Source organism: Aeromicrobium sp. REDSEA-S32_B7 (assembly GCF_001626145.1).
Lineage (GTDB): Bacteria > Actinomycetota > Actinomycetes > Propionibacteriales > Nocardioidaceae > Aeromicrobium > Aeromicrobium erythreum.
Genome location: NZ_LUNF01000155.1, coordinates 1 through 13,231 on the forward strand (window position 1 = coordinate 1; position 13,231 = coordinate 13,231).

The window sequence follows — 13,231 nt, forward strand, 5'->3', positions numbered from 1 at the left end:
GCCCGCGAGGCCACCTCCGCCACGGGCCTGCCCGGCGGCATCGCCATCCCGCACTGCCGGTCCGAGGCCGTCACGGAGGCCACGCTCGCCTTCGCGCGGCTCGAGCCCCGTGCCGACTTCGGTGCGCCCGACGGCGGCGCCGACCTCGTCTTCCTCATCGCCGCGCCCGCCGGCGGCGACTCCGACCACCTGAAGCTGCTCTCGACGCTCGCCCGCGCGCTCGTGCGCAGCGAGTTCACCGACGCCCTGCGCGCCGCGTCGTCCGACGACGAGGTCGTGGCCCTGGTCGAGGACGTCGTGTCCCCCCAGCCGGTCGCGACCCCCGCTGCGGAGGGAGCAGCGGAGGCCGCGACCTCCGCCCCGGCCGCCCCGGCCGCCGAGGGCAACCCCGTCCGCATCGTCGCCGTGACGGCCTGCCCCACGGGCATCGCGCACACCTACATGGCCGCCGACTCGCTCGTGCAGGCCGGCGAGCGCGCGGGCGTCGACCTGCAGGTCGAGACGCAGGGCTCCTCGGGCGCCCGTCCGCTGAGCTCGGCCACCATCGCCGGCGCCGACGCGGTCATCTTCGCGACCGACGTGGGCGTCAAGGACGCGTCGCGCTTCGCGGGCAAGCCGGTCATCGTGAGCGGCGTCAAGCGCGCCATCAACGAGCCCGACACGATGGTCTCCGAGGCCGTCGCCGCAGCGGCCGACCCGAGCGCCAAGCGCGTCGACGGCGTCGCCGCGGCCCAGGCCGACGAGTCGTCGTCGCACCAGGGCTTCGGCCTGAAGCTGCGCCAGTGGCTGCTCACCGGCGTCAGCTACATGATCCCGTTCGTGGCGGCCGGCGGTCTGCTGATCGCCCTCGGCTTCCTGCTCGCGGGCTACGACATCACGGGCGAGGGCAACAAGATCGCGCTCGAGAACACGATCTTCAACCTGCCTGCGGCCGGCGAGCACGCACTGTTCGGCAGTGCGCTCGCCACCTACTTCGGCGCGCTGCTGTTCTCGCTGGGCGCCTGGGCGTTCGGCTTCCTCGTCCCCGCCCTCGCCGGCTACATCGCCTACGCGATCGCCGACCGTCCCGGCATCGCGCCCGGCTTCGTCATGGGCTTCCTGGCCAACCAGATCGGTGCAGGCTTCCTCGGCGGCATCGTCGGCGGCATCCTGGCGGGCCTCATCGCCCACCAGATCGCCAAGCAGGAGGCGCCGCGCTGGCTGGCCGGCCTCATGCCGGTCGTCATCATCCCGCTGGTGACCACCCTGGTCAGCGGCCTGCTGATGCTGATGGTCCTCGGCAAGCCGATCGCCGACTTCTCCGCAGGCCTCACCGACAAGCTCAACGGCATGACGGGCGGCTCGCTCATCCTGCTCGGCGTGATCCTCGGCGCGATGATGGGCTTCGACCTCGGCGGCCCGGTCAACAAGGCCGCCTACGTCTTCGCCACCACCGGCCTCACCGCCGACGCCATCGCGGCGGGCGGCGCCGAGGTCAAGATCATGGCCGCCGTCATGATCGCCGGCATGGTCCCGCCGCTCGCCATGGCGCTGTCGACGGCCGTCCGCTCGACCCTCTACACGGAGGCCGAGAAGGAGAACGGCAAGGCCGCCTGGCTGCTGGGCGCCGCGTTCATCTCCGAGGGCGCGATCCCGTTCGCCGCGGCGGACCCGCTGCGCGTCATCCCGTCGATGATGCTCGGCTCGGCCACGGCCGGCGCGATCTCCATGGGTGCGGGCGTCACGCTCGCCGCGCCGCACGGCGGCATCTTCGTCCTCTTCGCGGTCGACCACGTGCTGTGGTTCCTGGTCGCGCTCGTGGTCGGCACGCTCGTCAGCGCTGCGTCTGTCACGCTGCTGAAGTCGCTGCGCACCGAGAAGGACAGCAGCGAGTTCGAGCACGTCTACACCCGCGTCCCCGTCGACGCCTGACCTATCGCACTCCTGAAGGGACCCACCATGCCCAGCAAGACCGTGACCGTCGGCTCGTCCGTCGGCCTGCACGCCCGACCGGCCGCCACCATCGCGGCTGCCGCTGCCGACCAGTCCTCGCCCGTCACCCTCGCGGTGGCCGGCGGTGACCCGGTCGACGCGGGCTCGGCGCTGCTCATCATGACCCTGGGCGCAGCCCAGGGCACCGAGATCGTCGTGGAGAGCGACGACCAGGCCGCGGTCGACGCCGTCGCCGCCCTGGTCGAGGCCGACCTCGACGCCTGACGGCACCGCCGTCCCGGACCAGGGGCCCGCGCCGCAGCTGCCACTGCGACGCGGGCCCCTCGCACGTCCGTCGAACGACCCGGCACGAGGCCAGTTACGCCCAGGGTGAACAACGGAACAGCGCACCCCGTGTTCCAGTTGTGTGACGTACGTGGACGTCGCGCAGTGCGGCGAGGCGGCCGCACCTAGACTGAAGAGAACACACCCGATCAAGGGGGCCACATGTTCGAGAGGTTCACCGACCGCGCCCGTCGCGTCGTCGTGCTCGCCCAAGAAGAGGCGCGCATGCTCAGCCACAACTACATCGGCACGGAGCACATCCTCCTCGGCCTCATCCACGAGGGTGAGGGCGTCGCCGCCAAGGCCCTGGAGAGCCTCGACATCTCGCTCGAGGCCGTCCGCGGGCAGGTCGAGGACATCATCGGCCAGGGCCAGCAGGCGCCGAGCGGGCACATCCCGTTCACGCCGCGGGCCAAGAAGGTCCTCGAGCTCAGCCTGCGCGAGGCGCTCCAGCTCGGCCACAACTACATCGGCACCGAGCACATCCTCCTCGGCCTGATCCGCGAGGGCGAGGGCGTCGCCGCCCAGGTCCTCGTGAAGCTCGGCGCCGACCTCAACCGCGTCCGCCAGCAGGTCATCCAGCTGGTCTCCGGCTTCCAGGGCAAGGAGGCCGAGACCTCCGGCGCCCCCGCCGAGGCCGCGCCCAGCACCTCCGCCGTGCTCGACCAGTTCGGTCGCAACCTCACGCAGGCCGCCCGCGAGGGCAAGCTCGACCCGGTCATCGGTCGTGAGAACCAGATCGAGCGCGTCATGCAGGTCCTCAGCCGTCGCACCAAGAACAACCCGGTGCTGATCGGCGAGCCCGGCGTCGGCAAGACGACGGTCGTCGAGGGCCTCGCCCAGGACATCGTCAAGGGCGACGTCCCCGAGACGCTCAAGGACAAGCAGATCTACACGCTCGACCTCGGTGCGCTCGTCGCCGGCTCGCGCTACCGCGGCGACTTCGAGGAGCGCCTGAAGAAGGTGCTCAAGGAGATCCGCACCCGCGGCGACATCATCCTGTTCATCGACGAGATCCACACGCTCGTCGGTGCCGGTGCCGCCGAGGGCGCGATCGACGCCGCCAGCATCCTCAAGCCGATGCTGGCCCGCGGTGAGCTGCAGACCATCGGCGCCACCACGCTCGATGAGTTCCGCAAGCACTTCGAGAAGGACGCGGCGCTCGAGCGCCGGTTCCAGCCCATCCAGGTGCCGGAGCCGTCGATCGCGCACACGATCGACATGCTCAAGGGCCTGCGCGACCGCTACGAGGCGCACCACCGCGTCACCATCACCGACGACGCGCTGGTCGCGGCGGCCACCCTGGCCGACCGCTACGTCTCCGACCGGTTCCTGCCGGACAAGGCGATCGACCTCATCGACGAGGCGGGCTCGCGGTTGCGCATCCGCCGGATGACGGCTCCGCCGGACCTCAAGGAGTTCGACGAGAAGATCGCCGACGTCCGCCGCCGCAAGGAGGGCGCCATCGACGCGCAGGACTTCGAGGCCGCTGCCTCCCTGCGCGACGAGGAGAAGAAGCTCATCCTCGCCAAGGCCGACCGTGAGAAGGCCTGGAAGGCCGGCGACATGGACGTCGTGGCCGTCGTCGACGAGGAGCTCGTCGCCGAGGTCCTGGCGCTCGCCACCGGCATCCCGATCGTCAAGCTGACCGAGGAGGAGTCCGGCCGTCTGCTCAACATGGAGGCCGAGCTCGGCAAGCGCGTCATCGGCCAGAACGAGGCCATCAAGGCGCTCAGCCGGGCCATCCGTCGCACGCGGGCGGGCCTGAAGGACCCGCGCCGTCCGGGCGGGTCGTTCATCTTCGCCGGCCCCTCGGGTGTCGGCAAGACGTGGCTCTCCAAGGCGCTCGCGAACTTCCTGTTCGGCGACGACGACGCGCTGATCCAGCTCGACATGAGCGAGTACAGCGAGAAGCACACGGTGGCGCGGCTGTTCGGTGCGCCTCCCGGCTACGTCGGGTACGAGGAGGGCGGCCAGCTCACCGAGAAGGTGCGCCGCAAGCCCTTCAGCGTGGTGCTGTTCGACGAGGTCGAGAAGGCCCACCCGGACATCTTCAACTCGCTGCTGCAGATCCTGGAGGAAGGTCGCCTGACCGACTCCCAGGGCCGCGTCGTCGACTTCAAGAACACCGTGATCATCATGACCACGAACCTGGGGTCGCGTGACATCGGCAAGGGCGTCTCGCTCGGCTTCGCCGACGCCGGCAACACGGTCGGCTCGTACGACCGGATGAAGGCGAAGGTCTCGGAGGAGCTCAAGCAGCACTTCCGTCCGGAGTTCCTGAACCGTGTCGACGAGATCGTCGTGTTCCCGCCGCTGACGCAGGACGAGATCATCCAGATGGTCGACCTCATGGTCGGCAACCTGGAGACCCGTCTGAAGGACAAGGACATGGGCATCGAGCTCACGCCCGCAGCCAAGGACCTGCTCGCCCGTCGTGGCTTCGACCCCGTGCTCGGTGCGCGCCCGCTGCGGCGCACCATCCAGCGCGAGATCGAGGACACCCTCGCCGAGAAGCTCCTCTTCGGTGAGCTGCGCGCCGGCGAGATCGTCCTGGTCGACGTGGAGGGTGAGGGTGTGGACGCGGTATTCACCTTCCGCGGCACGCCCAAGGCCGACCTGGAGCTGACCGAGGGCCACGACCCGCTCGCGGTCGAGGCCGGCACCTCCGAGTAGCCAGCACGCGCAGTCCGCGCGTCAGACGAGGCCCACCACCCCGACGGGTGGTGGGCCTTCGTCGTTCGACTGGACGCGACGAGCAAACCAGGACAGTCTTCTCAGCATGAGCCCCAAGGCACGCAACCTCCTGGTCGTCGGCGCGGTCCTGATCCTTCTCGGCGTCCTCGCCTTCGCCCTCCAGCCGGGCGAGCCGAAGGCCGTCTGCACCTCCGAGAACGGCCCGACGTCGGGCTTCGTCGACGCCGAGCAGGACTGCCCGATCTCCCAGGAGAGCTGGAACGAGATCGCCGACTACCGCTCCTCCCCGAAGCCCTTCCGCATCGCCGGCCTGGTCCTCGTCGTCGCCGGCGTCGGCACCCTGGTCGCCGCTGGCCTCTCCGCCCGCCGCTCCCGCACGACGGAGTAGTCCCTCCCTCGCTCCGATACGGGCGACTAGAGGGTGAAGGTCCCATCGGCGTGGACCTGGGCGAGGCCTTCGTCGAGGAGCGCGTCGAGGCAGCGCTCGCGCTGCGCGGCGTCGTCCCAGACCGCGTCGAGCGCAGCCTTCGGCACCGGGTCGGTCGCGTCGCGCAGCACTGCGAGGAGGCGGCCGCGGCACTGGCGGTCGGTGCCGGCCCACGCCTGGCCGCGGCGTGGGGGACCGTCGTGGTCGGGGCGGCCGAGCGCGAGCCAGCGGCAGCGGTCGGCGACGGGGCAGACGTCGCAGCGGGGGGCTCGGGCGGTGCACACGAGGGCGCCGAGCTCCATCGTCGCGGCCGCCCACCGGTGGGCGTCGTCGGCGGGCAGCAGCGCCTGCGCCAGCCGTCGCTCCGCGGCCGTGATCGACGTCGACGGGTACGCCTGACCGAGGACGACCCGCGCCAGCACGCGTCGGACGTTCGTGTCCATCACGGCGTGCCGCTGGCCGAACGCGAACGACGCGACCGCGGCGGCCGTGTACTCGCCGACACCGGGCAGCGACAGCAGCGCGGCGTGGTCGCCGGGGACCCGTCCGCCGTGCTCGGCCGTGATCGCGACCGCGGCCGCGTGGAGGCGCAGCGCGCGCCGTGGATAGCCGAGCCGGCCCCACGCCCGCACGGCCTCGCTCGACGGCTCCGCGGCGAGGTCGGCGGGTGTCGGCCAGCGCTCCATCCACGCCTCGAAGACCGGCAGCACCCGCACGACCGGGGTCTGCTGCAGCATCAGCTCCGACACGAGCACCGGCCACGGGTCGGGGAGCACCTCGGACGTCCCGCGCCAGGGCAGGTCGCGGGCGTGATCGTCGAACCAGCCGACGACGGCGTCGTGAAGTCCGGCGAGGTCGTCGGGGAGGGGAGCGGACGGGGTCGGCATGGCGCGTCGATCCTCGCACGCGCGTCCACGCGAACTACCCTCGGAGCGTGAGCACGCGACCGACCCGCCGTCCGTTGCCGCGGGCGGTCTACTGGCGTCGTCGCTTCCTCCTCCTCGCCGTCGTGCTGCTCGTGGTCTGGCTCGTGGTGACGCTGTGGCCCGGCGGCTCCGACGACGCCCGTCCCGCCGCGGCGCCCTCCCCGAGCCCCTCGACGAGCGCGACGGCGTCGTCGTCCCCGTCGCCCAGCCCGACCCCCTCGCGGGCGGCCCAGAGCGACGCCCAGGTGACCCTGACGGCCACCAGCACGGCCTGCACGCCGGAGTCGGTGCGCATGACGCCGACGGTGCCGGAGGACCAGTCGGCGCGGCAGGCGGTGCGCGTCGAGCTGCTCATCTCGACTACCGCCAAGAAGGGCTGCACGCTCGACCCGGGCGACACCGACCTCATCGCCGTGATCAAGAGCGGCGACACCGCCGTGTGGGACTCCACGGTCTGCAAAACCGCTCTGCTCGACGAGTCGGTGGCGCTCAGCCCCGGGTGGGCGACGGCGGCGTCGGCGCGGTGGTCGGGCCGCGGCTCCGGCCCCGCCTGCTCGCCGCGCGAGGGCTGGGCGTCGCCGGGCACCTACACGTTGCGCATCGGCACGCTCGGTGGCGAGCCGGGCGCGACGACCTTCAAGCTCGTCCAGCCGAAGCCCAAGCCCCGACCCAGCGCCTCCCCGACGCCCAGCGCGAGCGCGTCGACAAAGCCGTCGGCGAAGCCGTCCGCCTCGGCCAGCCCCACTCCGAGCGCGTCGCCGAGCCGGGACTGAGTCGGGCCCTCCGCGTGCCTGGGCCGGTGCGGCTGGCGCGGTGTCCGGTCTCCGAAAGGGCTTCGACCGGCAGCGGGCCTGGAGGTGGCTCCGGCTCTCGGGGCCTGGTCGGGGCTCCCGTGTGTTGCACGATTCTTCGCTTCTGCTGTCTCGGGCCGGAGTTCTGCGGTGGCGCGTCCGGGCGGTGGATCGTGCGCGAGGTCGAACGCTTCTGCGTTCGCGACGGGATCACGTAGCAAAGGCAGAAGCGTCGGACCCCGGTGCACGAACGCAGAATCTAGCGTCCATCCCCAGCACGAACCCGCAGCCCGAGACCCCGGACCAGCGCCGCCGCCAGCTGCCCGGTCGAGGCCCTTTCGGAGGCCACCCCCAGCGAAGGCCGAGGCAGCGCACCAGAGAGCCCAGACCCCCTGCGGCAGCGCACGGGCGAGTCGCGACGACGGCAGCCGCGGGACCCGACCCGCGCCCCGAGCGCAAGCCGGTCCGACGTCAGCGTCAGACGTCGAACGTCAGACGTAGCGCTCGAGGATGCTGGACTCCGCGAGACGCGACAGGCCGTCGCGGACCCCGCGGGCGCGCAGGTCGCCGACGCCCTCGACGGTCTGCAGGTCGTCGATGCTGGCCGCCAGCAGCTTCTGCAGCGTGCCGAAGTGGTCGATGAGGCGGTCGATGACCGTCTGCGGCAGTCGGGGCACGCGGGCGAGCAGCCGGTAGCCGCGCGGTGCGAGCGGGTGGTCGAGGGAGTCGCCGGCGCCGATGCGCAGCGCCGTCGCCACGCTCGTGAGGTCGACGAGCTCGGTGGAGTCGATCTCGGCGAGGTCCTGCAGGACGGTGCTGACCGCCCGGCCCCGACGCCCCGACGGCATGTAGTCGCGGATGACGAGCTCGCGCTCGGCGTCGACCCCGCTGATCAGCTCCTCCAGCTGCAGCGCGAGCAGACGACCGTCGGTGCCGAGCTCGAGCACGTACTGGTCGATCTCCGCGGCGATCCGGCTGACCATCTCCAGGCGCTGCGCGACGGCCGCGACGTCGCGGACCGTGACGAGGTCCTCGATCTCCAGCGCCGACAGCGCGTCGGACACCTCGTCGAGGCGGCTGCGGTACCGCTCGAGGGTGGCGATGGCCTGGTTGGCGCGACCGATGATGGCGCCGGCGTCCTCGAGCACGTGGCGGGTGCCGTCGAGGTAGAGGGCGATGATGTGCATCGACGCCGACACGGAGATGACCGGCAGGCCGGTCTGCCGGGCGACCCGGTCGGCGGTGCGGTGCCGGGTGCCGGACTCGTCGGTCGGGATCGACGGGTCGGGCATGAGGTGCACGGCGGCCTGCAGGATCCGCTGCGCGCCGGAGTCGAGGATGATCGCGCCGTCCATCTTGGCCAGCTCGCGCAGACCCGTGGCCGTGAAGGGCACGTCGAGCGCGAACCCGCCTGTGCTGACCGCCTCGACGACCTTGTCCTGGCCGAGCACGATGAGCGCGCCGGTACGGCCGCGCAGGATGCGCTCGAGGCCCTCGCGCAGCGAGGTGCCGGGCGCGATCGCCGCGAGGACGGTGCGCAGGTCTGGTCGAGGGGCCACGGGCGACAGTGTAGGGGGAGGGTCCAGGTTCAGGACGGCTCGCCGCGTCCGCGGGCGCTCGGCAGGGCCAGCACGGCCGCCACGACGTCGGCCACCTGCGTGATGCGCAGCGACGCGGGAACGTCGTCGAGCCCCTCGGAGCGGGCCGGGACGATGGCGGCCGTGAACCCGAGCCGCGCGGCCTCGCGCAGCCGCTCGGCGGTGTGCCGCACGGGCCGCACCTCACCGGCGAGCCCGACCTCGCCCAGGACGACGAGGCCCGCGGGTGCGACCCGGTCGGCCTGGGCGGAGGCTGCGGCGACCAGGACTGCGAGGTCGACGGACGGCTCGACGAGACGCGCACCGCCGACGGAGGCGGTGTAGACGTCGTGGCGCGAGAGGTTGACGCCGCAGTGTCGGGTGAGCACGGCGAGGATCATGGCCACGCGCGAGGAGTCGAGGCCGCTGGAGGTGCGCCGCGGCGACGGCGCGTTGGTCTCGACGGCCAGCGCCTGCACCTCCGCGAGCAGCGGCCGCCGGCCCTCCATCGTGACGGTGACGCAGGTGCCGGGCACGGGCTGCTCGTGCCGGCTGACGAACAGGCCCGTCGGGTCGGGCACCTCGACCAGACCCGAGTCGGCGAGGTCGAAGCAGCCGATCTCGTCGACGGGACCGAAGCGGTTCTTCACCGCCCGCAGGAGCCTCAGGCGCGACGCGCGGTCGCCCTCGAACTGCAGGACGACGTCGACGAGGTGCTCCAGGACGCGGGGCCCGGCGACGGCGCCGTCCTTCGTGACGTGGCCGACGAGCAGGGTCGCGATGCCCTCGCTCTTCGCGCGCTGGATGACCGCGGACGCGACCTCGCGCACCTGGGTGACGCCGCCGGGGACGCCGTCGACGTCGGCCGAGCCGATGGTCTGCACGGAGTCGACCACCAGCAGGCTCGGTCGCACCTGCTCGACGTGGGTGAGCAGCGCGCCGAGGTCGGTCTCGGCGGCGAGGTACAGCTCGTCGTGGACCGCGCCGGTGCGCTCGGCACGCAGCCGCACCTGGCCGGCCGACTCCTCGCCCGAGACGTAGAGGGTGCGCCGGCCCTGCCGCGCCCAACGGGCGGCGAGCTCGAGCAGCAGCGTGGACTTTCCGACCCCCGGCTCGCCGGCCAGGAGTAGCACGCCGCCGGGCGTGACGCCGCCGCCGAGGACGCGGTCGAGCTCGCCGATGCCCGAGGAGACGGCCCGCGACGACTCGACCTCGACCTGCGTGATGGGGCGCGCCGGGGTGACGGTGGCGGCCGGCGCGGTGCGGCCGGCGCGTGCCGCCGGCGACGCGACGTCGACGGTGCCCCAGGCCTGGCACTCCCCGCACCGGCCCACCCACTTGCTGGTGGTCCAGCCGCACTCGGCGCAGGCGTAGACGGGCTTGGCGACCTTCGGCGCCTTCGCGGTGGGCATGCGTCCCACCCTAGGTGCGACGTCCGACAGCGGAGCCGTTCCCTCCCCAGGCGGTAGGTGAGGCGCTGAATGCCGTCCGGCGGTCGCCTACGCGCGTCATCGGGGCCGCCGGGCGTCTCGAAGGAGACGCTCATGATGCCGGGCAGGCCGTGCGGCGCGACCCACTCGACCGCGATCTCCTCGAGCGCGTCCACGGCGGGCTCGCCGAGCCAGTCGGACAGGCGGTGGGGCGAGCCGGCCATCTCGATGGCGGTGAGCGCGATCTCCGAGGGTGCCATCTGCGACGGGTGCTCCTCCGGCGGCACGTCCCAGCACGTGACGTACGGCAGCTGCGGGTCGGCCTTCATGCCGCTCGTGCCGATCTGGCGCCACTCCAGGTTGAAGCCGTCGGGGCGACGTCGGTTGCCGGGCACCGCGTGGCGGCCGATGCGCCGCTCCACCTCGGTCATGTCGTCGACCGACACGCACCAGGCCATCCAGCCACCACCGGCCTCCGAGCGCTGCCGGACGACCTGTCCGAACGCGGCCTTGTCGGCGGCGGGGTGGTCGAGGACCTCCACGACCTCCACGTACTGGCGGTTGCGGAGCGGGAGCACCATGTTGCGGGTGCCGAAGCGCGGGTGCGCGCCGCCGTCGAGGAACGTCGCGCCGAGAGCCGCGGAGAGCTCGGCCACGGTGGCGTCGAGGCCGGCGGGGCCGGCGGCGTACGAGAGGTGGTCGAGGTGCATGGGCCATTCTTGCCAGACGGCCCACGTCTCCCGACGACCGGGGTCCACCAGGGCGAGGTGCGGGGCCGTCATCGTGGTCTCACCTGCGGGCCGCCGCGGTCGCGGGGTGGACGTTCGGGGCGCCCGATGCGAGGTGGTCCTCGCACTGGCGCTCGAGCTCGGCGTAGCCGGCCTCGCCCATGAGCGCGACGAGCTCGGCGCGGTTGCTGACGTAGACCGGCTCCTGGCCCACGTGCGCCTCGGTGTTCGACGAGCAGTACCAGTCGAGGTCGTGTCCGCCCGGGCCCCAGCCCGCGCGGACGTACTCACCGATCTGCACCTCCGAGTAGCTGGTGCCGTCGCCGCGCTCGACGTCGCGGAACTGGCGGCGCAGCGGCAGCTGCCAGCACACGTCGGGCTTGAGGGTGAGCGGCTCGACGCCCTCCTCGAGCGCCAGGCCGTGCAGCGCGCAGCCGTATCCGCCCGCGAAGCCGCGGGGGTTGTGGAAGACGCACGCGCCGTCGAGGGCCCGCGTCTTGCGGTCGCCGTCGTCGTCGACCTCGGTCCAGGCCCCCTGCAGGGGCTGCGGGCCGTCGGGGTGGCGGTACCAGCGCTCGGGCGTCAGGCGCTCGACGGCGTCGGCCACCCGCGTCTCGTCGTCGGCGTCGGCGAAGTGCGCGCCGAGGGTGCAGCAGCCGGCGTCGGGGCTGCTCGCGTAGATGCCCGCGCAGCCGGCGCCGAAGATGCACGTCCAGCGCGACGTCAACCACGTCAGGTCGCAGCGGAACACCTCGTCGACGTCGTCCGGGTTCGCGAACTCGACCCACGTCCGCGGGAGTCCCAGGTCGACCTCAGGCATGCCTCCACTCTACGAACCGCCGGGGGAGCCCGGCCCGACGGGCGGCGTGGGAGGATGGACGCATGCGCATGGGCGTCCTCGACATCGGGTCGAACACCGGGCACCTGCTCATCGTCGACGCGTACCGCGGCGGACCCCCGCTGCCGGCCTACTCCTTCAAGGAGCCGCTGCGTCTGGCCGAGCAGCTCGGTGACGACAACTGCGTCACCGACGACGGCGTCGCCCGCCTCGTCAAGTACGTGGGCGAGGCGAAGGCGGAGGCGCTCGAGCGCGGCTGCTCCAGCATCGTCGCCTTCGCGACGTCCGCCGTGCGCGACGCCGACAACGCCGACGCCGTCCTGGCCGCCGTCCACGCCGCCACGGGCGTCGACCTGCGGGTGCTGCCCGGCGAGGACGAGGCCCGCCTGACGTTCCTCGCGGTGCGTCGCTGGTTCGGCTGGTCCGCCGGCAGGCTCGGCGTGTTCGACATCGGCGGCGGCTCGCTCGAGCTCGCCGTGGGCGCCGACGAGGAGCCCACGGTCGCGCGATCGGTGCCCCTCGGCGCCGGACGGCTCACCCGCGACTGGCTCGACACCGGCCGCACGCACGAGGAGCTGCGGCTGCACGCACGCTCGGTCATCGCCGACGTCGCGGGCCCGCTACTGCGCGGCGGCCACTTCGACCGAGCGGTCGCCACGAGCAAGACGTTCCGCTCGCTCGCGCGCATGTGCGGCGCGGCGTCGTCGAGCGAGGGCCAGTACGTGCGCCGCGTGCTGCGCCGCTCCGACCTGCGTCCGCTGATCTCGGAGATCGTGCACCTCGACGTCGAGGAGATCGCGCAGCTGCCGGGCGTCTCCCACGACCGCGCCCACCAGATGGTCGCCGGGGCCGTGGTGGCGGAGGCGGCCATGGACCTGTTCGGCGTCGACGAGCTCGAGATCTGCCCGTGGGCGCTGCGCGAGGGCGTGCTCCTCGAGCACCTGGCGCACCTCTGAGCATGGCCGCCCCCCTCCGCGTCTCCCTCTCGACGTCCTCGGTCTACCCGGGCACGACGGCGAGCGGCTTCGAGGCGGCCTCGCGGCTCGGCTACGACGGCGTCGAGGTGATGGTCGGCATCGACGAGGTCAGCACCGACGCCGAGGCGTGCCTGGCGCTGTCGCAGTTCCACGAGGTGCCGGTCGTCTCGGTCCACGCGCCGACGCTCCTGCTCACGCAGCGGGTCTGGGGCACCGACCCCTGGGGCAAGCTGCAGCGCAGCGCCGAGATGGCGCACACGGTCGGCGCGTCGGTCGTCGTCGTGCACCCGCCGTTCCGGTGGCAGCGCGAGTACGCGAAGGGCTTCGTCGAGGGCATCGCGGAGCTCGAGGACGAGCACGGGCTGGTGTTCGCCGTCGAGAACATGTACCCCTGGAAGGCGCAGGTCCGCGGCCGCAACGCGGGGATGGAGATGTACCTCCCCGGCTGGGACCCCTCCGCCGAGGAGTACTCCCACGCCACCATCGACCTCTCCCACGCCGCCATCGCCCACGACGACGTCGTCGAGATGGCCCGGCGGCTCGGCGACCGGCTCCACCACGTGCACCTCACCGACGGGTCGGGG

11 protein-coding genes and 1 pseudogene are annotated in these 13,231 nt (G+C 72.7%); 7 read left to right on the top strand and 5 right to left on the bottom strand.

Annotation, left to right across the window (positions count from 1 at the left end; genetic code table 11):
- The 4 genes from A6Q79_RS10930 to A6Q79_RS10945 all read left to right on the top strand — a co-directional run.
- Nucleotides 1-1,911 (top strand): fructose-specific PTS transporter subunit EIIC (locus tag A6Q79_RS10930; RefSeq protein ID WP_317698228.1); only part of this gene is annotated, 1,911 nt, incomplete at its 5' end.
- Between the two features lie 27 nt (nt 1,912-1,938).
- A complete protein-coding gene (locus tag A6Q79_RS10935; protein ID WP_067854462.1) occupies nt 1,939-2,196 on the top strand; it encodes an HPr family phosphocarrier protein in 258 nt (85 codons plus the stop codon).
- A gap of 222 nt (nt 2,197-2,418) precedes the next feature.
- Entirely contained in the window at nt 2,419-4,932 is a 2,514-nt protein-coding gene (locus tag A6Q79_RS10940) for an ATP-dependent Clp protease ATP-binding subunit (RefSeq protein ID WP_253026947.1), read from the top strand.
- A gap of 106 nt (nt 4,933-5,038) precedes the next feature.
- The gene (locus A6Q79_RS10945; protein ID WP_067854467.1) at nt 5,039-5,341 is read left to right on the top strand and encodes a hypothetical protein; all 303 of its coding nucleotides are present in this window, start codon (nt 5,039-5,041) and stop codon (nt 5,339-5,341) included.
- A gap of 26 nt (nt 5,342-5,367) precedes the next feature.
- Here the strand turns inward: A6Q79_RS10945 and A6Q79_RS10950 are convergent, their stop codons facing one another.
- Entirely contained in the window at nt 5,368-6,267 is a 900-nt protein-coding gene (locus A6Q79_RS10950; RefSeq protein ID WP_286689729.1) for an A/G-specific adenine glycosylase, read from the bottom strand.
- 47 nt (nt 6,268-6,314) lie between these two features.
- On the opposite strand from A6Q79_RS10950, the gene A6Q79_RS10955 reads away from it, so the two are divergent.
- Complete coding sequence (locus A6Q79_RS10955) at nt 6,315-7,079, top strand: hypothetical protein (protein WP_286689728.1); 765 nt, start codon at nt 6,315-6,317, stop codon at nt 7,077-7,079.
- 509 nt (nt 7,080-7,588) lie between these two features.
- On the opposite strand, the gene disA is transcribed toward A6Q79_RS10955, so the two are convergent.
- From disA to A6Q79_RS10975, 4 genes and pseudogenes are all read right to left on the bottom strand, one after another.
- The gene (disA, locus tag A6Q79_RS10960) at nt 7,589-8,656 is read right to left on the bottom strand and encodes a DNA integrity scanning diadenylate cyclase DisA (RefSeq protein WP_286689727.1); all 1,068 of its coding nucleotides are present in this window, start codon (nt 8,654-8,656) and stop codon (nt 7,589-7,591) included.
- 29 nt (nt 8,657-8,685) lie between these two features.
- Nucleotides 8,686-10,086 (bottom strand): DNA repair protein RadA, encoded by a 1,401-nt coding sequence (gene radA / locus A6Q79_RS10965; RefSeq protein WP_289017102.1) that lies wholly within the window; start codon nt 10,084-10,086, stop codon nt 8,686-8,688.
- Nucleotides 10,087-10,196: 110 nt separating this feature from the next.
- A pseudogene (locus A6Q79_RS10970) lies at nt 10,197-10,814 on the bottom strand (VOC family protein); the annotation flags it as partial.
- 79 nt (nt 10,815-10,893) lie between these two features.
- Nucleotides 10,894-11,652 (bottom strand): hypothetical protein, encoded by a 759-nt coding sequence (locus tag A6Q79_RS10975; RefSeq protein ID WP_067854498.1) that lies wholly within the window; start codon nt 11,650-11,652, stop codon nt 10,894-10,896.
- Between the two features lie 62 nt (nt 11,653-11,714).
- On the opposite strand from A6Q79_RS10975, the gene A6Q79_RS10980 reads away from it, so the two are divergent.
- Together A6Q79_RS10980 and A6Q79_RS10985 are read left to right on the top strand one after the other, a co-directional pair.
- Complete coding sequence (locus A6Q79_RS10980; RefSeq protein ID WP_067854501.1) at nt 11,715-12,626, top strand: exopolyphosphatase; 912 nt, start codon at nt 11,715-11,717, stop codon at nt 12,624-12,626.
- A 2-nt stretch (nt 12,627-12,628) separates the two neighbouring features.
- Nucleotides 12,629-13,231: sugar phosphate isomerase/epimerase (locus tag A6Q79_RS10985; protein ID WP_317698235.1), on the top strand; the 603-nt coding region annotated here is incomplete at its 3' end.

Excerpts from the sequence above, each read along its gene's own strand:
- A6Q79_RS10975 (WP_067854498.1), bottom strand. The coding sequence starts at position 11,652 with ATGCCTGAGGTCGACCTGGGACTCCCGCGGACGTGGGTCGAGTTCGCG.
- A6Q79_RS10940 (WP_253026947.1), top strand. The coding sequence starts at position 2,419 with ATGTTCGAGAGGTTCACCGACCGCGCCCGTCGCGTCGTCGTGCTCGCC.
- A6Q79_RS10980 (WP_067854501.1), top strand. The coding sequence starts at position 11,715 with ATGCGCATGGGCGTCCTCGACATCGGGTCGAACACCGGGCACCTGCTC.
- radA (WP_289017102.1), bottom strand. The coding sequence starts at position 10,086 with ATGCCCACCGCGAAGGCGCCGAAGGTCGCCAAGCCCGTCTACGCCTGC.
- A6Q79_RS10945 (WP_067854467.1), top strand. The coding sequence starts at position 5,039 with ATGAGCCCCAAGGCACGCAACCTCCTGGTCGTCGGCGCGGTCCTGATC.
- A6Q79_RS10935 (WP_067854462.1), top strand. The coding sequence starts at position 1,939 with ATGCCCAGCAAGACCGTGACCGTCGGCTCGTCCGTCGGCCTGCACGCC.
- A6Q79_RS10950 (WP_286689729.1), bottom strand. The coding sequence starts at position 6,267 with ATGCCGACCCCGTCCGCTCCCCTCCCCGACGACCTCGCCGGACTTCAC.